This is a genomic window from Streptomyces sp. NBC_01408, assembly GCF_026340255.1.
GTDB lineage: Bacteria > Actinomycetota > Actinomycetes > Streptomycetales > Streptomycetaceae > Streptomyces.
The window spans coordinates 23,526-45,555 of record NZ_JAPEPJ010000003.1 but is presented as its reverse complement, the minus strand read 5'-3'; the positions used below and the strand labels follow the sequence as shown (position 1 = coordinate 45,555).

Below are 22,030 nucleotides of genomic sequence, written 5' to 3'. Positions count from 1 at the left end.
GGGCAAGGGGGGAGGGGCGGCGGGGCGCGTTCAGACGGAGGCGGTGGTGTGCCCGTCGACCACGGAGGCCACCACGGCGAAGAACTCCGGAAGTTGCCGCTGGAAGTAGAAGTGCCCGCCCGGCAGGACGTACGAGGAGAACCGCGCGTCGGTGATCTGCGCCCAGCGGTCCAGCGAGGCGGCCGGGGCGACCGGGTCGGCGTCCCCGCCGATCACCGTCACCGGGCACGTCACCCGGGCCGCGGACTCCTCGCACCGGTACACGTCGTCGATGGCGAAGTCCGCGCGGATGGCCGGGAGGATGATCTCCCGCAGCTCCGGCTCGTCGAGGATCCCGTCGTCGGTGCCGCCCCGCTCCTTGATGGCGGCGACCAGTGCGTCGTCGCTCAGCCGCTCCGGGTGCACGGCGCACGGGTTGGCCAGGAACGGGGCGCGGCAGGCCGAGGCGATGAGGGCCCGCGGTGCCCGGCCGGCCGCCTCCAGGGCCCGTACCACCTCGAAGGCGACGAGCGAGCCCATGCTGTGGCCCAGCACCACCAGGTCGTCGGTGCTCCCGGCGGGCAGGGCGGCCACCACCGGTCCGGCCAGGTCGGCAATGTCCCGCGGCAGGTCCTCGGCGAAGCGCGCGCCGCGGCCCGGGTACTGGCCGATGAGGAGCCGTACGTCGGCCGGGAGGTGGGAGCGCCACTCGGAGTACGCGTGGGCATTGCCGCCGGCGTGCGGCAGGACCAGCAGCGAGGTGCGCTGCGGGCCCTCGCCCGGCAGGTCCCAGACGACGTCGTCGGGGGCGGGGGTGAAGACCGGGTACTGGTCGTGGCTCATGAGGAACTCCGTTCCTGGTCGGTGCGGCGGCGCAGGGCGGGCCTGGCCCGCCGGGGCGCGGGCCGGCCGGACCGCAGCTGGGTCTCGATGTGCTGGGCGAGGGTGGCGGGGGTGGGGTGCTGGAAGACGTCGCGGAGGGTGAGGGTGATGCCGAGGGTGGTGGTGATGCGGTGGGTGAGGCGGGCGGCGAGGAGGGAGTGGCCGCCGTGGTCGAAGAAGCTGTCATCGATCGACAGCGGCACGGGGGAGCCCAGGACCTCGGTGACCAGGGTCCGGACGATCTCCTCCAGCTCGGTGCGCGGCTGGCGCCCGCCGCTGGTCAACGGGGGTTCGACAGCCGGCAGGGCGCGCTTGTCGATCTTGCCGTTGGGGGTCAGCGGCAGCCGGTCGAGGACGGCGAACTGCTCCGGAACCATGTGCTCGGGCAGCCGCTCGCGCAGCCAGGCCTTCAGGGAGGCGTTGGTCGGGGCGGTTCCCGGGACGGCGGTGACGTAGGCGATCAGGTGAGTGGTGTGGACGAGGGTGGCTTGGGTGAGGTGGGGGTGGGTGGTGAGGGTGGTTTCGATTTCGGTGGGTTCGATGCGGAAGCCGCGGATTTTGATTTGGGTGTCGGTGCGGCCGGTGTAGTGGAGGTTTCCGTGGGTGTCCCAGTGGGCTTGGTCGCCGGTGCGGTAGAGGCGGGTGCCGGGGGGTCCGTAGGGGTGGGGGATGAAGTGGGTTGCGGTGGTGGTGGGTTGGGTGAGGTAGCCGTGGGCGAGGCCGTGGCCGGTGAGGTAGATCTCTCCGGTGGTGCCGGGTGGGGTGGGGTTGAGGTGGGTGTCGAGGACGTAGGCGTGTTTGTTGGTGAGGGGGCGGCCGATGGGGAGTGGGCCTTCGGTGGGGTGAGTGGGGTTGGTGGTGTGGGTGGTGGTGAAGCCCATGGATTCGGCGGGGCCGTAGCCGTTGGTGATGGTCAGGTGCGGGTGGAGTTCGTGCAGTCGTTGTACGTGGGTGGGGGAGGCGGGTTCGCCGCCTGTGTAGGCGGTCCGGGTGGTGGTGAAGGTGTCGGGGTGTTCGTCGGTGAGGTAGTTGAAGAGGCTGGAGGAGAGTTGGAGCATCGTGACGTGGTGCTGTTGTGCGAGGTGTGCGATGAGTGCGGGTTCGGGGCGTTGTCCGCCTTGGAGGATGGTGGTTCCGCCGTGGAGGAGTGCTCCCCAGAATTCGAGGCTGAAGGCGTCCCAGGAGACGGGTGAGCATTGGAGGAAGGTTTCGGTGGGGCCGAAGGTGGCGTAGGTCTGGGCGGTGAGGGTGGAGAGGAGGTTCCGGTGGGAGGAGAGGATTCCCTTGGGCCGGCCGGTGGAGCCGGAGGTGAACATCACGCACGCCACATCCGCGGGCGACAGCGGGACAGAGAGGTCGAGGTCCTCCTGGCCCGCGATCAGCTCCCGGTCCCTGTCGGTCAGCGTCGTGCTCCATGGGCCGCTCACCCGCCCCCGGTGCCCGGTGTCGGTGATCAGGGTGTGGAGGGCGGCGTCGTGTGCGGTGCCGGTGAGGCGTTCGTCGGGGAACTCCGGGTCCAGCAGGGCGTATCCGGCGCCGGTTTTGACGACGGCGAGGAGGGCTACGGCGAAGTCGATGCCGCGGTCCAGCAGGATCCCGGCGAGGTGTCCGCGGCCCAGGCCCTGTGCGGCGAGGTGGCGGGCGAGCCGGTTGGCGCGGGCGTTCAGCTCCCCGTAGGAAAGCTCGGTGTCTTCGAAGAGCAGGGCCCGGGCGTCGGGCCGTAGGCGGGCCTGTTCCTCGAACCGGTCGGCCAGGGTGTCCTGGCCGATGTCGGCCCGGGTGCCCGTCCACTCCTCCAGCACCTGCCGCCGCTCGGCCTCCCCCAGCAGCTCCACCTCCGACAACGGCAGCTCCGGCCGGGCGACGACCTGCTCCAGGGTGCGCCGGAGCATGGCGGTCATCCGCTCGACGGTGGCCCGCTCGTACAGGTCGGAGCGGTAGAGCACCGCACCCGTCAGCCCCGTTCCCTCCTCGGAGCGCAGCAGGAACTCCAGGTCGAACTTGACCGCACCCGTCGCCAGCGGTTCCGCGGCCCCCGCCCGCACACCCGGCAGCTCCGGGGCCGGCGCCGGACCGGCCTCCAGCGCCAGGCACACCTGGAACAGCGGGTGCCGGGCCAGGGAGCGGACGGGGTTCACGGCCTCCAGCACCAGGTCGAACGGGGCCTCCTGATGGGCGAAGGCATCCAGGTCGGCGGCGCGGACCCGGCCGAGCAACTCGCGGAACGTCGGGTTCCCGGAGGTGTCGGTACGCAGCACCAGGGTGTTGACGAAGAAGCCCACCAGACCGGAGAGGGCCTCCTCCGGCCGGCCGGCGACCGGCGAGCCGAGGGGGATGTCGGTCCCCGCGCCCAGCCGGGTCAGCGTCCCGGCGAGCGCGGCCTGGAGCACCATGAAGGGGGTGCACCGCTCGGCGCGCGCCAGCTCCAGTACCCGCTTGTGCAGTTCGGGGCCGAAGTCCACCGTGACCGCCCCGCCGCGCTGCCCGGCGACGGGCGGGCGCGGACGGTCGTGGATCAGCCCGAGCTCCTCCGGCAGACCGGCCAACGCCGTCTTCCAGTAGCCGAGTTGCTCCTTCAGCGGGGGTCCCGTCAGCGCCGAGCGCTGCCAGAGCGCGTAGTCGGCGTAGTCGACGGGCAGGGGCGCCGGGCCGGGGGCGTTCCCGGCGAGGCGGGCGGCGTAGGCGGCGGACAGGTCCGCGAAGAGCGGGCGCAGCGACAGCCCGTCGGTGGCGATGTGGTGCAGGAGGACGAGGAGGGCGTAGGAGCGCGCGCCGGTCCGCAAGAGCGTGACCCGCAACGGGTCCTCGGCGCCGAGGTCGAAGGAGTGCCGGGCCGCCGCGAGCAGGGCGTCGTCGAGCGCGTCGGGGGCGACGGCCCGCACCTCGAAGAAGGGCGGCGCGGGCGGGCCGACGACTTGGTACGGGTCCCCGTCCGCCGTGGTGAAGCGCGTACGCAGCGGCTCGTGGCGGGCGACGAGATCACCGAAGGCGGCGCGCAGCGCGTCGACGTCCAGATCACCGTCGAGCCGGACCGTCATCGGGACGTTGTACGAGGTCCCCTCGCCGCCGAGTCCGGCCACCAGCCACAGGCGCTGCTGGGCGAAGGACAGCGGCAGCCGCTCCGGCCGCTGCCCGGCCCGGGTGAGCGGGGGCAGGACGGGCCCGCCGGAGGCCGCGCCGATCAGGCGGGCGAGGGTGGCGGGGGTGGGGTGCTGGAAGACGTCGCGGAGGGTGAGGGTGATGCCGAGGGTGGTGGTGATGCGGTGGGTGAGGCGGGCGGCGAGGAGGGAGTGGCCGCCGTGGTCGAAGAAGCTGTCATCGATCGACAGCGGCACGGGGGAGCCCAGGACCTCGGTGACCAGGGTCCGGACGATCTCCTCCAGCTCGGTGCGCGGCTGGCGCCCGCCGCTGGTCAACGGGGGTTCGACAGCCGGCAGGGCGCGCTTGTCGATCTTGCCGTTGGGGGTCAGCGGCAGCCGGTCGAGGACGGCGAACTGCTCCGGAACCATGTGCTCGGGCAGCCGCTCGCGCAGCCAGGCCTTCAGGGAGGCGTTGGTCGGGGCGGTTCCCGGGACGGCGGTGACGTAGGCGATCAGGTGAGTGGTGTGGACGAGGGTGGCTTGGGTGAGGTGGGGGTGGGTGGTGAGGGTGGTTTCGATTTCGGTGGGTTCGATGCGGAAGCCGCGGATTTTGATTTGGGTGTCGGTGCGGCCGGTGTAGTGGAGGTTTCCGTGGGTGTCCCAGTGGGCTTGGTCGCCGGTGCGGTAGAGGCGGGTGCCGGGGGGTCCGTAGGGGTGGGGGATGAAGTGGGTTGCGGTGGTGGTGGGTTGGGTGAGGTAGCCGTGGGCGAGGCCGTGGCCGGTGAGGTAGATCTCTCCGGTGGTGCCGGGTGGGGTGGGGTTGAGGTGGGTGTCGAGGACGTAGGCGTGTTTGTTGGTGAGGGGGCGGCCGATGGGGAGTGGGCCTTCGGTGGGGTGAGTGGGGTTGGTGGTGTGGGTGGTGGTGAAGCCCATGGATTCGGCGGGGCCGTAGCCGTTGGTGATGGTCAGGTGCGGGTGGAGTTCGTGCAGTCGTTGTACGTGGGTGGGGGAGGCGGGTTCGCCGCCTGTGTAGGCGGTCCGGGTGGTGGTGAAGGTGTCGGGGTGTTCGTCGGTGAGGTAGTTGAAGAGGCTGGAGGAGAGTTGGAGCATCGTGACGTGGTGCTGTTGTGCGAGGTGTGCGATGAGTGCGGGTTCGGGGCGTTGTCCTGGTTGCAGGACGGTGGTTCCGCCGTGGAGGAGTGCTCCCCAGAATTCGAGGCTGAAGGCGTCCCAGGAGACGGGTGAGCATTGGAGGAAGGTTTCGGTGGGGCCGAAGGTGGCGTAGGTCTGGGCGGTGAGGGTGGAGACGAGGTTCCGGTGGGTGGAGAGGATTCCCTTGGGCCGGCCGGTGGAGCCGGAGGTGAACATCACGCACGCCACGTCCGACGGCGTGAGCTCCGCTCCCGGATTCCCCGGATCCTGCGCGGCGACCGCAGCCCGCTCCTCGTCCACCACGACGGTCGCCCACGGGCCGGCGATCCGCCCCCGGTGCCCGGTGTCGGTGATCAGGGTGTGGAGGGCGGCGTCGTGTGCGGTGCCGGTGAGGCGTTCGTCGGGGAACTCCGGGTCCAGCAGGGCGTATCCGGCGCCGGTTTTGACGACGGCGAGGAGGGCTACGGCGAAGTCGATGCCGCGGTCCAGCAGGATCCCGGCGAGGTGGCCGCGGCCCAGGCCCTGTTCGGCGAGGTGGCGGGCGAGCCGGTTGGCGCGGGCGTTCAGCTCCCCGTAGGAAAGCTCGGTGTCTTCGAAGAGCAGGGCCCGGGCGTCGGGCCGTAGGCGGGCCTGTTCCTCGAACCGGTCGGCCAGCGTGTCCTCGTCGATGTCGGCCCGGGTGCCCGTCCACTCCTCCAGCACCTGCCGCCGCTCGGCCTCCCCCAGCAGCTCCACCTCCGACAACGGCAGTCCCAGGTCCTCCAGCGCCGCCTCCACGAACCGTACGAACCGGTCCTGGTGCCCGGCCACCGCCGCGAGGTCGCACACCTCGCCCGCCGCGTCGAAGTCGATCCGCAGTCCGCCCTCCGGCCCGAGGTCGTAGACGCCGACCGCGAGATCCTCCACCGGCCCGTTGCTCAGGTTGTGCTGCGTGGTCGGGAAGCCGCAGAACCGCATCCCCGGCGTGAACGCCATGATGTTGACCAGCGGCGCCGCGATCCGCCGCTCACCTTCGCCGAGGCCCAGGTCCCGGCAGATGTCCTCGTACCGCGTCCGCTGGTGCCGCAGTCCCTGCCGGGTCTCGGTGACCACCGAGGCCAGCAGACCGGCCAGCGTCCCGTCCGCCTCCACCGGTACCCGCAGCGGTACGACGTTCGACTGCATGCCGGGCGTGCGGCGCGCCGCCTCCGTCCGCCGGCCGGTCACCGGCAGTCCCAGCACCAGCTCGGGCTCCCCGCTGACGCGGTGCACGTAGGCCGCGACCAGCGCGATCAACAGCATCGTCCACGGCGCCCGGTGGGCGCGGGCCGCGTCCCGCAACCGTTCCGCCCGGACGGGCGGCAGCACCACCGTCCGCCGCACGAAGGGCAGTTCGCCCCACACCGGGGCCCCGCCCGTCCGGCCCTCGCCCAGCCGCGGGGTCTGCGGGAGCCCGGCGAGGTGCACGGTCCAGTGGGCGCGGTCCGCGGCCGCCTCCGGGGAGGACCGGTACGCCGCGTCCTCCGCCAGCACCTCCGCCAGCGAGCCGAAGGGACTCGGCCCCCAGGGCTCCCCGGCCGAGGCCCGCTCGTACAGCTCGACGAGCCGGCGGTCGAGCAGGGCGACTCCCATGCCGTCGATGGCCAGGTGGTGGAAGGCGTGGAAGTAGAACCACCGCTCCTCGCCCTCCTCGCTCGCACCCGCCCTGATGAGCAGGTGCCGGGTCAGCCAGTCGCCCGCCAGGTCGAAGGGCCGGGCCAGCTCCGCCGCCATCCGGGTACGGGCCGCCCCGCCGGGGTCCTCCGCGCCGCTGAGGTCGAGCAACTCCAGTTCCCTGCCCGCCGGTTCGGAGTGCAGCAGCTGCCACAGGCCGCCGTCCCCGTCCGCTCCGGTGCCGCGCAGCCGTAGTGCGTCTGCCTCACGGGCCAGTTGGTACCAGCACCGGGCGAACAGCCCCGCGTCGAGCGCGCCCAGGATCTCCCGGTACTCCGCGATGTTGTAGCGGCAGCCCGAGGCGTCCAGGCCGTGGGCCATCCAGATGTCGCGCTGCGCGGCGGACAGGGGCAGCCGCACAGCGGCCGGCCCGTGCGCGGTGTCCTGGTCGGACGCGTTGGGGGACATGCAGTGGCTCCTCGGAGTGGTTTCTGTGGCGGCAGGGAAGCGCCGGGAAGCGCCGGGAGGGGGCAGAGGGGAGGGGGATGCAGAGGCAGGCGATGCAGGAGCGGAGGAGTAGCGGGGGAGTGGCGGGGGCGCCACGCGGAGCGGTGGTGCGTCGGAACTGCTGGGCGGTCCGGCCGTACGTCATCCAACCCGCGGGCCGCGGGCCCCAGCGGCAGTTGCTCCGGCACTCGGGAAGCAGTTCACGCCCCGGCGGCAGCCGCCAGGCCCGCCCCGCAGGCGGCCCGGACCAGGCCCAGTACCCGGAACCGGGAGCTGCCGCCCTCGTGCGCGGCCCGGACGGCCCCGCTGATCAGCAGTTCGCGCAGCATCCGGCCGCACTCGGCGAGGCCGAGCCCGGTCAGCGCGGTGAGGTCGGCCAGCGAGAACTCCTCCCCGGAGCGGTCGCAGAGCGAAGCCATCAGCTCCCGCGCGCCCAGCGGCAGCCGCTCCATCCGCCCGCGCAGCGCCGCCCGGAAGTGCTCCGCCCCGGCACCCGCGCCCAAGTGGTCCAGCAGGGCTACCGGGTCCGCGTCCAGGCTCTGGCACAGGGCGGCCAGATCGCACACCACCAGCCAGGACGCCGCAGCGGCCAGCGCTCCCGGATGTCCGTCCAGGCGGCGGCAGATCCACGCCGCGCGCTCCAGGTCGGCCCGGCCCGGGACGAACTCGGGCCGCACCCGCCGGACCTGGCCGAGGAAGACCCGTACCGCCGCGGCGGCCGGGTCCGCGGCGCCCTCGCCCGGCACCTCCAGCGGGGACAGCAGGAAGATCCGCTCGCCCGGCACCTCCCACGGCTGGTCGGAGGTGACCAGTAGCCGCAGCCCCGGGCAGGCGCGCAGCAGCCCGGTCAGCCGGTCGAACCGGGGCGGACCCGCCGGGGCTCCGTCCAGTACGAGCAACGCGGGCTGATCCGCGAGGAGTTCGGCCAGCCGGTCGGCGGCGGTCCCCGGAACCTCGCCGGGCCGCCCCGCCGCCACGGCGCACAGCTCGGCCACGGCCGCCGCGACCCGGGCCGCCGGCTCGCCCCCGGCGCAGCCGAGGTGGTCGGCCGTGGCCCCGGGGAAGGCGTGCCACAGCACCGGCAGGCCCGTCGCGTGGAGCCGAGCGGCGACCTCCAGCGCCAGTCGGGTCTTGCCCACCCCGGTCAGCCCCACCACGTTCACCAGGCGTTCCGTGGCTGAGGCCAACTCCCCGGCCAGGACGGCCGCTTCGGGATCCCGGCCGACCAGCGGATGCAGCGCGGCCGGTGGCGCGGGCAGCTCGGCCGGCCCGTGCCCGGTGGCCCGGCCCTGCTGGGCGGCCGCCTCCAGTACGGACCGGGCGCGCGGGCCGAGGCGCAGCGCGTCGGCCATCAGCCGGACGGTGTCGGGGCGGGGGCGTCTGGCCTTGCCCTGCTCCAGGTCGCGGATGGCTCTCACGCTGATCGTCGACAGATCGGCCAGTTCCCGCTGGGTGAGCCCGATCCGCAGCCGGTGGGCGCGTATGAGGGATCCCAGCGGTGCGGTGGCTGCGGGGTCGGTCGAGTGGGTCGAGAGGTGCTGCACGTTCGTGTGCGCGGTCATGTGCCCGTTCATGTGTGCGCTCCCGGCGAAGACGGTGGGGAACGGCGGGGCCTGGGGTGATGTGGCCCGGTTCCTGCTTCCCATCGTCGGCAGCCCGCTATCGCCCCGGCATCCCCGCACGAACGGGCTCCGGCCGGTGTTCCTATCGCCCCCTTTCCCCGGCCGGGCCGGAGGCCGGGGCGTGATAGCGCGGGGATAGGCGCGGGGCCGGTGCCGGGATTCCAGCTGTTCCTAAGTTGATGTCCAGAAGGAAGGAAGCGCCCCGGAAAGCCGGAGCGCACCGACGAAGGGACACGAAATGAACCTCGCCCCCGCCCTCCGCGCCGCCCTCGTCACCGTCGCCCTCGCCGGGGCCGCCGTACTCGGCACCCAGGTCGCCCAGGCCGACGGCCCGGCCACCCCCGCCACCCCGGCGGGCGGCGCCGCCCCGGCCGCCACCCCGACGCCGAGCACCACCACCGACACCAACCCCTGGGACTGACACCGCACGGCGGAACTCAGACCCCGGCGGCGGACCCCGTCGCCGGCGCGCGCACCACGGACTTCAGCGAAGGCAAGGCCTCCCCGGAACGGACCGCCGCCGCGGACCCGACCGGCCCCACAACCCCGACCGGCTCAGAAGCCCCGACCGCCTCCCCGGACCGGACCGGCTCCACGGACCCGACGGCCCCCACGGACCCGACCGGCTCCACGGACCTAACGGCCCCCACGGACCCGACCGCCCCCACAGACTTCAGCGGCTCCTCGGCGCGCAGACCCGGCCGACCGGCCGAACCGCCCAGCAGCCGCTCCGCCTCCGCCAGCTCCGGCTCCATCCGCCGGTCGCGGAAGGCCCGTACCGCCGTCTCCAGCAGCTCCCTCGACCGGGAACGCTCAGCGGCACCACCGCTCGACGCCAGCAGCCGCGCCAGGTCCATCCGTACGAGCGCGGCCCCGCCCTGGTCCATGATCTGCTCCCGCACCGACAGCGCCTGGGTGTAGAACCCCTGCGCCGCCTCGCCCCGCCCCATCTCGGCGTAGGCGTGGCCCAGGTCCCGCAGCAGGTGGCCCTCGCCGATCACGTCCCCGCCGTCCCGGCACAGCTCCAGCACCTCGCTGAACGTCCGCACCGCCCGCTCGTGCTCGCCCTGACCCTGGAGCAGCTGCCCCGCCCGGCGCAGCGTCCGCGCCTGGCCGCCCGTGTAGCCCACCGAGCGGTAGATGGAGAGGGCCTCGTCCAGTCGGCTCCGCGCGGTCGCGGTCTGCCCGCGCCGCATCCAGATGTGCGCGCTCTGGGTCAGGACGATGGCCCTGCCCACCACATCACCGACCAGGTCGAAATCCCGCAGCGCCCGGTCGTACAGGGTCAGTGCGCGGTCCTCGTTGCCCCGCATCCGCTCCAGCAGCGCGAGATCGCGGTGGCACAGGGCCAGCCCCTGCCGGTCGCCGAGCTCCTGGAACACCCCGAGCGCCGAGGTCAGCGCGGCCCGCGACTCCTCCGGCTGGCTGCGGCCGAGGTAGAGCGCGCCGAGCGAGCTGAGCAGCGCCGCGCTGCCGCGCCGGTTGCCGGCCGCCCGGACGGCCTCCAGGGCGAGCTGGTGCGTACGCTCCCAGTCGTCGAAGTACCCGCGCGCCTCGAACAGCGTCGCCAGGGTCGTCGCCAGGTCCCAGCACAGCTCGTCCATCCGCTCCCGCGCCGCGTGCTCCACCGTCTGGACCAGGTTCGCGTGCTCGCTGTCCAGCCATTCCAGCGGGTCCACGAGCAGCTCGTCCACGCAGCTCGACGGCGGCTCCCAGCGCGGGGCGGTGCCGTGCAGCACCGTGAAGTCCCCGCCGTAGATCCGCCGGTGGGCCTGCTCGGCCAGGGACATCCAGCCGCCCATCATCCGGCAGAGAGCCGCCGACTGCGCGGCCGGCTCGTCGTGCACGGCCAGCTGCTCCCGGGCGAAGACCCGGATGATCTCGTGGAAGCGGTAGCGGAACCCGCCCGTGGACTCCACCCCGACGACGTCCAGCATCTGTACGTCGACCAGCGGCTCCAGCAGGTCGGAGGGGAACGGCCGGTGATCGTCCAGCAGGGCCCCGGCCAGCCAGCCCGGCAGCGTCGGCCCCTGGGCGAGGCTCAGCAGGCGCAGCAGTCGGCGGTCCTCCGCCGCCAGCCCGTCGTGGGTGAGGGAGAGGCTGGCCCGCATCGTCATCTCGCCGTGCGTGAGCTCGTCGAGGCGGTGCCGTTCGTTGGCGAGGCGGTGCACCATCGAGGCCAGCGTCCAGTGCGGGCGCGCCGCCAGCCGGGCAGCCACGATGCGCAGCGCGAGCGGCAGCCCGCCCACGGTCCGGATGAGGGCCTCGGCCGCCACCCCCTCGCGCTCCACCCGGTCGCCGCCGACGACACGGACCAGCAGCTCCAGCGCCCGCGCGGTGTCCATGACGTCCAGCTCGACGCGGTACGCCCCGGGCAGTCCCGTCAGCCGGACCCGGCTGGTGACCAGCACCGCACAGCTGTTGCTGCCCGGCAGCAGGGGCCGGATCTGACTCTCGGACCCGGCGTCGTCGAGCACCACCAGCACCCTGCGCGAGGCCAGCAGGGTCCGGTACATCTCGGCCCGCTCGTCCTGCGACTCCGGGATCACCGGACCGGGTATCCCCAGCGCCCGCAGGAACCGGCCGAGCACCTCCGCAGCGGTCGCCGGAGCACCCGTGCCGCGCAGATCGCAGTACAACTGGCCGTCGGGGAAGCCGGTTTCGCTGAGCCGATGGGCGATGTGCGTGGCCAGGGTGGACTTTCCGGTGCCCGGTTTCCCGACGATCGCGGCGAGTCCGACGGCCCGCCGCCCGCCCTCGCCGAGCAGGGCCCGCTCGATCCGGCAGATCTGTTCCTCGTCGCCGACGAAGTCCGAGGTGTCGGCGGGCAGCTGACGCGGCGTCTCCTCGCGGTACGCCGCCGGTACGTCGAACGGGTCCGCGGGCCCGCCCCGCGGCCGGGCCCCGGGTACCGGCCGGCCGGGAACCAGCTGACCGGTCAGGGCCGGACCGGGTCCGCCGGCGCCCCCGGCCTGCGCCGTGCTCCCGGCGGCGCGGGGCGGCGTACCGACACCCGTACCGACACCCGTACCACCGCCCGTACCGACATCCCTACCGCCACCAGTGCCGACGTCCGTACCGCCACCCGTGTACCGGCCGGGTCTCTCCCCGCCGGGTCTCTCGCCGCTGGGCGCCGCCGGGACCCCGTCGGACCGGCCGACGGCGCCGGAGCGCGGATCCGCGTACGGGGCACCGGGCGCGCCGCCCGGGCGCGGGGCCTCCGCCCGCCCGCCGTAGCCGTCCGAGGCGGCCCGGGACGGGGCCGGCACCTCGCCGGACAGGATCGCGGACTCCAGCCGGCGCAGCTCGCCGCCCGGCTCCAGGCCGAGCTCCTCCACCAGCAGTTCCCGCCCGACCCGGTAGCTCTCCAGGGCCTCCGCCTGGCGGCCCGAGCGGTACAGGGCGAGCATCAGCTGCCCGCGCAGCCGCTCCCGCAGCGGGTGGACCCGTACCAACAGCTGTATCTCACCGACCAGTTGGTGGTGACGGCCCAGGTCCAGCTCCAGCTCGATCCTGGTCTCGGCCGCGATCAGCCGTTCCTCGTCGAGCTGCAGGGCCTTGCTGCGCAGCGTCTCGCTCGACACCCCGCTCAGGCAGTCGCCTTGCCACAACTCGCCCGCCGCACGCAGGAGTTCCACGGCCTCGGCGGTACCGCCCTGCCTGCCCAGCGTGCGGGCGTCCGCGACCTTGCGGGCGAACACCGCGGCGTCGACGAGATCGCCCTCGGTCTTCAGTACGTACCCCGGCGGCCGGGTGGTGATGGCGGCGGCGATCGCCGCCTTGGTGAACAGCTTGCGCAGTCGCGAGACGCAGATCTGCACCTGGGTGCGGGCGGTGTCGGGCGGTTCGTCGTCCCAGATCAGATCGACCAGGTAGTCGGTGCTGACGACCCGGTTCGCCTCCAGGAGCAGGGCGGCGAGGATGACCTCCTGGCGCCCCGGCGGAATCCTGACCGGCCCGCCCTGGCCGGTCACCTGTAACGGTCCGAGGATCCGGAAAACCACCGCATCCGGGGTGTGCGGCACCCCGCCGGGCGAAGCAGTCATGAGTCTCCCAGCTGGGGGCACGCCTGAGAACGGGTGGAGCGCGGGGCCAGTCTCCCCGAACAACTCTCCGGTTGTCCATGGTGTGGAGATTCCGTGATGAGTGCCCGGGCGGGCGGTGATAGGGCGGCGATAGCCCCGAGTTGCGGGCCCGGCGCACGGTGTACCTGCCGACACCTGGCCGGGGTGCGGCCGTACGGAAGGACTTCCCCCCATGAGCAGCCGCAGCGCCAGGAGGCTCCCGCCCAGCCCCGTCGTCACCGACTCCGGAGTCGACCACGTGCGCCTCGCGTACCACTACCTCGACTCCGGTGACCTCGACGGCTACGGCTCCCTCCTGCACGCCGACGCGCTGGGCGTCGCCGAGCTGGAACGCCCCGCCCCCGGCGCGCGCCACCACATCAGCCGGATCGTCGCCGAAGGGGACTGTGTGGTGGCGATGGGCCGCCTCTCGCCGCAACAGCGGGAGTTCGTCGACGTGTTCACCCTCTCCGCAGAGGGCATGCTGCGCGCCTGCCGCCGCTACTACGCCGCCGGACCGCCCCACCGGGCCTAGGGGGTGTCCTAACTGCCGCTTCCCGCAAGCCCGATGGCCGAACCGGCCGTTCCGGGCGCCCCGTCACCCGAGCGGCGCTATGGTGCGGGCGGGGACGAATGCGCGAGGGGGGCGGGCGTCGATGCGTTTTCTCTTTGTCCACGGTACGGGGGTCCGGCGCGAGCGGCACGACACGCTCTTCGCACTGGTCCGGGAACGGCTGACGGCCCGGTTCCCGCACGCCTCGGTGGAATCCTGCTACTGGGGCGACCGGTTCGGGGCGAGCCTCGGCGCCGGAGGCCGGTCCGTTCCGGGCCTGCGCCCGCGCCCCGGCAGCGGGTCCGATCCCGCCGCCGAACCCGATCCGGTGGACGCCGAGACGGCCGAGTGGGCGCTGCTGCTCGCCGACCCGCTCTGCGAGGTACGGGTCCTGGCCGAGGCCGGCTGGGACACCGGGGCGGACGCGGACGGTCCCGGCGACGACGGCTTCGCGATGCCCGGCGTACGCTCCGCCGGGGCCCGGGTCCTCGACCTGCTGACCGCCTTGCCGGCGCTGCCGCCCTCGGCGACTCCGACGGGAGCGGCGGACCCGGACGACGGGGACGAACTCGCCGCCCTGCTCCGCGGCACGGGCCTCGCCGCGGGTTTCCCCGCCGCCCTGGAGGACACCGCCCGCTCCGCCGAGGCGGCCCGCGCCGCCGGGCGCGCCACCGAGGAGCCGCAGGCCCGCGAGCTGGCCACCGCCCTGGCCCGGGCCGTGACGGCCGCGGCCCTCGCCTCCGCCGGAGCCGAGGCCGACTGCACCGGCGCCGAACGGGACCGCCTCGTCGAGCTGCTCACCGCCCGCCTCGGCGGCGACGCCCGGGTGCCCGGCGCCCGCGCGGCCGCCGTCCTGGGGCGGCTCGCGATGCGGGTCACCACCCAGCCCCTGCTCAACGCCTGGCGCGGCTCGCTCACCGTCGGCGCCACCCCCGCCCTCGGAGACATCCTCCGCTACCAGGCCCGCGGCCACGACCTTCGGGACTTCCTGCGCGAGCGGATCACCGCCGAACCGGGGCCGACCGTACTCATCGGGCACAGCCTCGGCGGGATCGCCCTGGTGGACCTCCTCGCCCTCGCCGCCGCCCGCGGCGAGCCCGTCCCCGGGGCGGAACTGCTGGTCACCGTCGGCTCGCAGGCGCCCTTCCTCTACGAACTCGGCGCGTTGACCGCGCTCGCCCCCGGCGCGAAGCTCCCGTACGGCTTCCCCGGCTGGCTCAACGTCTACGACCGCCAGGACGTGCTCGCGTATCTCGCCGCCCCCGTCTTCCCCGGCGACCCGCGCGTCACCGACCACGAGGTCGGCAGCCGCCAGCCCTTCCCCGCCTGCCACAGCGCCTACTGGAAACAGGACTCCCTCTACGAACGGATCGAACAGGCGGTGGCCGAGGCGGAGATCGGGTGATCCCCACCGTTCCGCTGCCCCCCGGCCTCGGCCCGCGACGCACCTTCGCCCTCGTCGCCGGGGTCGAGCGGTACGACATCACCCGCCGCTGGAACCTGCACGGCCCGGCTCGCGACGCACTGCGGTTCGCCCGCTGGCTGACCGGGCCGGGGGAGGTGCCACCGGGCAACGTCCGGCTGCTGCTGTCCCCGCTGGAGGGACCCGACGCCCTGGAGTGGCCGGACACCCCGGCGATGGAGGCCCTGCGGACGGCCCACCGGCCGGCCACCGAGGAGAACGTGAAATCGGCCCTGCTCGACGACCTCCCGCAGTGCGACGGCGACTTGCTGTGGATCTTCTGGGCGGGACACGGCTACCTCGGGCCGCGCCAGGAGCTCATCCTGCCCTGCGCCGACGCCCGCCCCAGCCAGATCCGCCACCTCAACCTCGACTCGGCCCTGCGCTGGTGGCGCACCGACCTGGTCAAACAGCGCCGGTTCCCGCTCCAGGCCGCCCTCGTGGACTGCTGCCGCGTCGACGCTCCCCGCGACAGCCGGTTGAACTTCGGCACCACCGACTACGGCGGCGGCAGTTCGGTCCCCGGCAGACGCCAGTTCCGCCTGTACGCCTCCCGCGAGGGCGAGGCCGCGCAGAACGACGCCGAACGCGGCGCCGGCCGCTTCACCGAAGCGCTGCTCGGCGAACTCGGGCAGCGGTCCGTACGGGAGGGCGTCGCCCTGCTCCCCGACGCCGCCCGCAGCATCCACCGCACCTTCCAGGACCTGCGCGAGCGCGGCCAGGGCTGGCAGCTGCCGCAGTTCCTCGTGGACCGGGACTGGGACGCCTGCTCCTTCCTCGACGGGGACCTGCCCGGCGGCCCCGCTGCCCGGGCCACCCGGCTCGACCAGGCCGCCTGGGACGGACTCGGGGAGCTCTTCGAGGGCCGCGAACTGCCGCGCTGTGCCTACGAGGCCTACACCTGGGCGTTCAAGGCCGCCGGCTGCACCACCCCCGTGCACGGCGGCCTGCCGGGGGAGGGCCTGCTGGAGGTGGTCCAGGACCTGGACGAGCGCCAGGGCGGCCCCGGCGGGATGCCGCTCGCCGTGCCCTTCGTACGCTTCGTGGCCGACCGGGCCGGAACGGGGGACGCGGTGTGGGCGGCCCGGCTGCGGGACTGGGTGCGCACCACCCGGGAGCGGCTCCGCCTGCCCGCCCTGCCGCCACCGCCGGCCCCGCCGCGCAGAACGGCCCTGCACGTCCGGCTGGAGGCGCCGCCGGGCGGGGAGGACGGCTTCCTGGCCCGGATGTGGCTGCGGCGGGACGTCACCGAGCACATCTGGGAGGCAGAGGGCAGCCCGGTCGCACTGGACGCCGTACGGGAGGAACTGGTGCGCCGGCTCGCCGCGTTCGCGCGCGCCTCGGGCGGTGATCCCGAGGCGGGGCAGCCGGACGACACCGTGGAGCGGATCGAGTTCCACGTGCCGTACGAGCTGCTGGACACCGCCTTCGACGAATGGCCGGTGCCCCGCGGCCCCGGCGGCCGGACCACCCGGACCCTGGGCCTGCTCTACCAGGTGGTCGTGCGCTGCCCGCAGGAACGGGAGGACACCCGGGCGGACTGGCGCAAGAAGTGGCGCCGACTCGCCTCGCAGGGCGGACGGCACCCCGACGCGGTCCGCACGGTGGAGGACGCGGAGGTCACGGACGTGCTGGGGATGGAGCTGGGGGCGGGGCCGGCGCCGGCCTGCGTCCTGGCGCACACCTCGGCCGGGGCGCGTACGGAGGGACTGCTGGACGCCGTACTCGAAGGAGGGGTCCCGGTGATGGTGTGGCGGCGCGGGGGCGGCGCGCCGGCCGGCGGGCTCCTCGGCCTGCTCGCACCGCCCGACGGCCCGGAGGGCGGGGCGGACTGCCTCCCGGACCCCGGCGCGCTGGACGTGCTCACCCTGCCCGCCCGGGTACGGGAGGTGCGCCGGGCCGCCGCGGGCGCCGGGCGCGCGTCCGGTTCGGTACGCCAACAGGCGGAAGGGGGAGACCGGTTGGTGCTGTTGTGGGACGATCCCGACGACACCCTCACCCTCCGGTCCCTGTCCTGATGCCGATGGCCATGCCGATGCCGATGCCGACGCCCGTCCCCTTGCCCGGCGGGACCACGTCCCGCGGACCCGCGCCCGACGCACCCGCGCCCGATGCCGACCCCGACCTGATGTCGAGACACTGACCTGATGCCGACCCCGACCTGATGCCGACCCCGACCTGATGTCGACCCCGACCCGATGTCCGTCCCCGACCGACCGCGACACCCGAGCATGGAGGAAGAGGCAGTGGCGAAGGACTGGTGGCTGTACCACGGGACCGGTGAGGGCGCGGTCCGGCGCGCCCGCCTGGAGGCCGGATCCCCGCCGCCCTGGCGGGACTTCACCGGCACCCCGGACCCGGTCTACGCGCCGCCCGGCTGCACGGGACCGGCCTGGGAGCGCACCCGGCGCCGCGGCGAGGGCTACGTGCCCGACGGCCCGGAGAAGGACGTCGTCAACACGGCCCTGCACCTGCGCAGGCCGCTGCTGATCACCGGAAAGCCGGGTGTCGGCAAGTCCACGCTCGCCTACAGCATCGCGTCGGACCTCGGCCTGGGACCCGTACTGCACTGGCCGATCACCAGCCGGACCGTGCTGCGGGACGGGCTGTACCTGTACGACGCCATCGGGCGCCTCCAGGAGGCCGGGCTGGAGCAGCTGCGCACCCCGGGCGCGGTGGCCGCGGTCCCCCCGGCCGGCGCCGGACCCGCCGGAGCGGCGGAACCCGCCGAACCCACCGGGCCCGCCAGCGGCCCCTCGATCGCCCGCTACCTGCGCCTCGGACCGCTCGGCACCGCCCTGCTGCCGCAGGACCGGCCGCGCGTCCTGCTCGTCGACGAGATCGACAAGAGCGACATCGACCTGCCCGGCGACCTCCTCACCGTCTTCGAGGACGGCGGCTTCGACATCCCCGAACTGGCCCGGCTCGCCAAGGAGGACCCCACCGTCGCCATCGGCACCGACGACGACCCCGACGCCGCCGTACAGATCACCCAAGGCCGCGTCCAGTGCCGGTACTTCCCCATCGTGGTCCTCACCAGCAACGGCGAACGCGACTTCCCGCCCGCCTTCCTGCGCCGCTGCGTCCGGCTGCACCTGGAGCCGCCGCGCCTCGACAAGCTCGCCCGCATCGTGCAGCAGCGGCTCAAGGTGGACATCGAGGGCAGCGAGGAGTACCAGGAACTCGTCCAGAGCTTCCTCGAACGCGCGGAGGACGGGGACCTGGCCACCGACCAGCTCCTCAACGCGATCCAGCTCCGCCTCGCCGGAGCCTGGTCGGACGCCGACGACCGCGAACGGTTCCTGGGCACGGTGATGCAGCACCTGACGGGGCCCTCCGCGTGATCGAGGAGCTGCTCGCCGCCTTCGCCGAAGGCGCCGAGGACAGCGGCCCGCGCCCCGGAGTCGGGGCCGAGGAGATCGCCGACATCCTGTGGCTGGCGGCCCGGGTGGACCCGGCGGGGGCCCGGCCGTCCGGGCCGCGGCCCGACGACGCCACCGCCGGTCAGCCGCCGGCCGCCGGACCGGGCTCACCGGGGGCCGGGGCCGACGCGGCGCCCGAGGACGGAGCCGGGGGCGAACCGGCCGTCCAGCTCTACCCCGGACCGGTGCCCGACCCCGCCGGGAAACCGGCCGACGCCACCGGAGGGCGCCGCGGATCGGCGCTGCGACTGCCCCGCGCGGCCTCCCTCGACGATCCGCTCGCCCTGATGCGGTCCCTGCGCCCCGTGGGCCGGCGCTCCATCGGCGGCCCGGGGGAGGAACTGGACGAGCAGCTCACCGTGGAACGCAGCATCGAGCGGATGGTCCCGACCCCCGTCCTGCGCCCCGCCGAGAGCCGCTGGCTGGACCTGGCCCTCGTCGTCGACACCCATCACTCGATGCTGCTCTGGGCGGACCACGTGGACGAGCTCCGGCGCGTGTTCACCCGCAGCGGGGTCTTCCGCGACGTGCGCACCTGGCAGCTGACCGGCACCGGCCCCGGCGGGGCCCCGATGCTCACCCGCGGCCGCGGCGGCCCGCCCCGCAATCCCCTGGAGCTGGCCGACCCGGCGGGCCGCCGGCTGATCCTCGTCCTCTCCGACACCGTCGCGGGCGGCTGGCGGCAGGGCCCGCTCCAGGCCGTGCTGCGGCACTGGTGCGGACACAACGCCGTGGCCGTGCTGAACGTGCTGCCCGAGCGGCTCTGGACCCGCGGCGCCGTCCGGCCCGTCACCTTCGCCGTCCGCGCGGACCGGCCCGCCGCGGCCACCCGTTCCTGGCAGCAGGTCCCCGTGGCCCGCCTCGCCCGCCTGGCCCGGACGGGCCGCCGCCGCGCGGGCCCGGCCGTGGTCCCGGTGGTGGGCATCGGCTCGGGGAGCCTGGCCAGGCTGGTGCGCGTGGTGTCGGGGGACGGGCGCTGGCGGCGCCTGGCCTGCCTGCGTCTGGACGCGGAGCCGGCGTCCCCGGGATCGTCCGCGGACGAGCCCGGGGCGGGGCCCGGGGCGGGGCCCGGGGCGGAGCCACCCGCCGGGGACGGGGCCCGCACCGCCCTCGAAGCCGTGGAGCGCTTCCGCGCGAGCGCCTCCCCGACCGCCCAGCAGCTCGCCGCCCACCTGGCGGCCGTACCGCTGACCCTGCCCGTCATGACCCTGGTCCGGCGCTCCCTGCTGCGCGACTCGGAGCACGGCCACCTGGCGGAGGTCGCCCTCGGCGGGCTGTTCGCCCCCTGGGGGGATACCGGACAGAGCGCGGAGGAAGCCGAGTTCGCGTTCCTCCCCGGGGTACGGGAAGCCCTGCTCGGGTCGCAGCTGCGCGGGGACGTGGCCGCCGTACGGGAGCTGGTGCGCCGCCGGGTCTGGGAATTCATGTCCCGCAACCGCGGCACCGGGCCGGACTTCTCCGCGACCGCGGTCACCGCGGGCAAGGAGGAGGGCCGCCACCAAGTCCCGGCAGGAGCACTGCCGTTCGCGGCGCGCCCGCAGACGCCGGTGCCTCAGCCGCCGCCGCTCCCGGACCGGGGCCTGTCGGACCGGGGCCTGTCGGACCGGGTCGTACGCGTCCGCTACGACGCGATGCGGGAGCCGCAGGACGTCGGCACACTGCTGACGCGCAGGCTGGTCCTCACGGTCGGGGACGCCGCGCTCGCCCGGACCACGGTCGCCTGGGTGCGGGCGAGCGACCGGGAGATCCCCTGCCGTTCCGTGTGGTGGGACGACGCGCTGCCGCGGATGGTCCTGCTCCTGGCCGACGAGGACCTGGCCGACGAGGACCCGCCGGATGCCGCCGTCTGGCGGCGGCCGCGCCCCTCGCCGTCCTGGGAGGCCCTGCGTCCCCGGGTCCGCGTCGACGGCCGCACCGACCAGGGCGAACCGGTCGCGCTGACGGGCGAGGTGACCCCGTACGAGGGGAGCACCAACGGGGAACTGGTCCGGCTCTCCACCGAGCCGGAGAGCTGGACGCAGTACCGCGGCGCCCCGGTGTCCCGTGACGGTGAGCTGATCGGTGTCGTCCACGGGGTCTGGCCGGACCGCATGGTGTTCCTGTCGGTGCACGCGCTGTTCGATCAGCCGGGCTTCCAGCGGGCCGTGGCCGCGCACCTGGGGGAGGAGTCCGCCCGGCCGCCGGAGCCGATGGACCCCGGCCTGCCGGTCTGCATGGCGGCCAGCATCCTGGCCGGCGTGAGCATCGGGGAGCAGTCCCCGGGCACGTCGCTCGCCTCCTTCCTGCGGGTGCTGATGCGCGACACGGCGACGACGGGACGAGTGATAGGGGACGACGCCGCCACGGAGCTGCTCGTGGTGCTGGACCCGCCGGGCGCTCTGGGCGGAGCGGGCCGGATGCTCTCCGAACTCCCGCGCAGATTCATCGGGTTCGCCGAGCGCAACCCCCAGTGGATCATGGCCCTGGGCGTGGGGGTGAGCATCGGCGAGACCGGCGTCGTGGCCGGTTCCGGCACGGGCGAGGCGGACGGGCCGGCGGTGGCGGAGGCCACCGGCCTGGTCCGGTACCCCGCGATCGCGGAGCGACGGCGTTGGCCGAAGGGGTCCGGAGCGCTGCGACTCGCCGTGTCTTCAGGGTTCTACGTGAAGCTCCACGAACTGCTGGGGCCCGGTGCGCTGTACACCCTGGAACCGCTGGGCTCCGACACGGACGGCTGGCTGTGCACGGGCGACCTCGCGGAGCTGGGGCAGGTGGTGGTCGAGGCGGACGAGATGCACAGCGGCCACTTCGGCTGGCCGCGCTGCGAGTACGGCGCCCCGGAGACCGACCGGTTGGGCTGCCGTGGCGTCCGGATCCCGGGGTACAACCGCTGTCTGGCCCATCTGGACCCCGCCGAGCTGGCCGCCTACCTCGGTACCCTCGGGCCCGGATCCGATGTCGACTTCCGGGGCACCACATTCGAGGAGGGGTTGCTCAAGGTCCTGTTGGAGGTGGTGCGTGAGCCGGGCACGCGGCACGTGCGGCTCGGCCAAGCGGCCTTCGACCGCGCCCACTTCGTGGACGACTGGAACACGGGGCAGGCCCGGTTCACCGGGCGTGTCTCCTTCACCCGCGCGCTCTTCGCGGGCCGGGCCCTGTTCGACGAGGCCACCTTCGCCGGGCCGGCCTCCTTCGACCGTGCCGTGTTCGCGCATTCCGTGGCCTTCGACCGGACCCGCTTCGCGACAGAGGCCACCTTCCGCCGTACGGTCTTCGGCGGCGCGGTCGGATTCACCGACGCCCTCTTCGAGGACGAGGTCTCCTTCAGCCAGGCCGTGCTGGAGGCCTCGGCGGACCTGAACGGGATGCGGGTGCTGGGGTCGGCCGACTTCACCCGTACGGTCTTCCACGGACTGGCCGGGCTGAGCGGGGCGGTCTTCGCCGGGCCGGCCACCTTCGCCCACGCGACGTGGACGCGCGGGCTGCTGTCCACCGGAGCCGTCTTCGAGGGCCCGGCGAGCTTCGCCCACGCGAGCTTCGAGGGGCGGGTGCGGTTCGACGGAGTCTCCTTCCGGTCCGACACCAACGTGGAACTGCCCTCCGCCGGGGACCCGTCCCGGTGGAGCGTCGAGCGGCTCCCGGACCGCGTGTGGCACCTTCGCCTGCTCGACACCGGGCCACCGTTGGAGGAGTGAT

At 74.3% G+C, this 22,030-nt stretch carries 10 protein-coding genes; 6 read left to right on the top strand and 4 right to left on the bottom strand.

The genetic code is table 11. The features are described from left to right. Positions 1–30: 30 nt before the first annotated feature. The 3 genes from OG447_RS28080 to OG447_RS28070 form a co-directional block, all read right to left on the bottom strand. Positions 31–822 (bottom strand): thioesterase II family protein, encoded by a 792-nt coding sequence (locus OG447_RS28080; RefSeq protein WP_266940228.1) that lies wholly within the window; start codon positions 820–822, stop codon positions 31–33. Continuing rightward, on the bottom strand, positions 819–7,193 hold the full coding sequence (locus tag OG447_RS28075; RefSeq protein ID WP_266940227.1) for a non-ribosomal peptide synthetase: 6,375 nt from the start codon (positions 7,191–7,193) through the stop codon (positions 819–821). The genes OG447_RS28080 and OG447_RS28075 overlap by 4 nt, the downstream gene beginning before the upstream one ends. 239 nt (positions 7,194–7,432) lie before the next feature. Then, complete coding sequence (locus tag OG447_RS28070; protein WP_266940225.1) at positions 7,433–8,806, bottom strand: helix-turn-helix domain-containing protein; 1,374 nt, start codon at positions 8,804–8,806, stop codon at positions 7,433–7,435. 286 nt (positions 8,807–9,092) lie between these two features. Between OG447_RS28070 and OG447_RS28065 the strand changes: the two genes are divergently transcribed. Then, positions 9,093–9,275, top strand: a complete 183-nt coding sequence (locus tag OG447_RS28065; protein WP_266940223.1) for a hypothetical protein — start codon at positions 9,093–9,095, stop codon at positions 9,273–9,275. A 16-nt stretch (positions 9,276–9,291) separates the two neighbouring features. On the opposite strand, the gene OG447_RS28060 is transcribed toward OG447_RS28065, so the two are convergent. Further along, on the bottom strand, positions 9,292–12,900 hold the full coding sequence (locus tag OG447_RS28060; RefSeq protein WP_266940222.1) for an AfsR/SARP family transcriptional regulator: 3,609 nt from the start codon (positions 12,898–12,900) through the stop codon (positions 9,292–9,294). Positions 12,901–13,111: 211 nt separating this feature from the next. Here OG447_RS28060 and OG447_RS28055 point away from each other — a divergent pair, with 211 nt between their 5' ends. The 5 genes from OG447_RS28055 to OG447_RS28035 all read left to right on the top strand — a co-directional run bounded on the left by OG447_RS28055 (position 13,112) and on the right by OG447_RS28035 (position 22,029). Next, positions 13,112–13,453, top strand: coding sequence for a nuclear transport factor 2 family protein (locus OG447_RS28055; protein ID WP_266940221.1), 342 nt, complete (start codon positions 13,112–13,114; stop codon positions 13,451–13,453). 121 nt (positions 13,454–13,574) lie between these two features. After that, positions 13,575–14,876 carry a hypothetical protein gene (locus OG447_RS28050; RefSeq protein WP_266940220.1) on the top strand — a complete coding sequence of 434 codons (1,302 nt, stop codon included), beginning with the start codon at positions 13,575–13,577 and terminating at the stop codon, positions 14,874–14,876. After that, positions 14,873–16,951, top strand: a complete 2,079-nt coding sequence (locus OG447_RS28045) for a caspase family protein (RefSeq protein WP_266940219.1) — start codon at positions 14,873–14,875, stop codon at positions 16,949–16,951. Before OG447_RS28050 ends, OG447_RS28045 begins: the two co-directional genes overlap by 4 nt. Positions 16,952–17,179: 228 nt before the next feature. Then, positions 17,180–18,277 (top strand): MoxR family ATPase, encoded by a 1,098-nt coding sequence (locus OG447_RS28040; RefSeq protein ID WP_266940218.1) that lies wholly within the window; start codon positions 17,180–17,182, stop codon positions 18,275–18,277. Further along, complete coding sequence (locus tag OG447_RS28035; protein WP_266940217.1) at positions 18,274–22,029, top strand: pentapeptide repeat-containing protein; 3,756 nt, start codon at positions 18,274–18,276, stop codon at positions 22,027–22,029. Before OG447_RS28040 ends, OG447_RS28035 begins: the two co-directional genes overlap by 4 nt. Position 22,030: the final 1 nt, after the last annotated feature.

Bases quoted from the DNA above. Each gene is read 5' to 3' on its own strand.
- OG447_RS28080 (WP_266940228.1), bottom strand. From the start codon at position 822: ATGAGCCACGACCAGTACCCGGTCTTCACCCCCGCCCCCGACGACGTC.
- OG447_RS28075 (WP_266940227.1), bottom strand. From the start codon at position 7,193: ATGTCCCCCAACGCGTCCGACCAGGACACCGCGCACGGGCCGGCCGCT.
- OG447_RS28070 (WP_266940225.1), bottom strand. From the start codon at position 8,806: ATGAACGGGCACATGACCGCGCACACGAACGTGCAGCACCTCTCGACC.
- OG447_RS28065 (WP_266940223.1), top strand. From the start codon at position 9,093: ATGAACCTCGCCCCCGCCCTCCGCGCCGCCCTCGTCACCGTCGCCCTC.
- OG447_RS28060 (WP_266940222.1), bottom strand. From the start codon at position 12,900: ATGACTGCTTCGCCCGGCGGGGTGCCGCACACCCCGGATGCGGTGGTT.
- OG447_RS28055 (WP_266940221.1), top strand. From the start codon at position 13,112: ATGAGCAGCCGCAGCGCCAGGAGGCTCCCGCCCAGCCCCGTCGTCACC.
- OG447_RS28050 (WP_266940220.1), top strand. From the start codon at position 13,575: ATGCGTTTTCTCTTTGTCCACGGTACGGGGGTCCGGCGCGAGCGGCAC.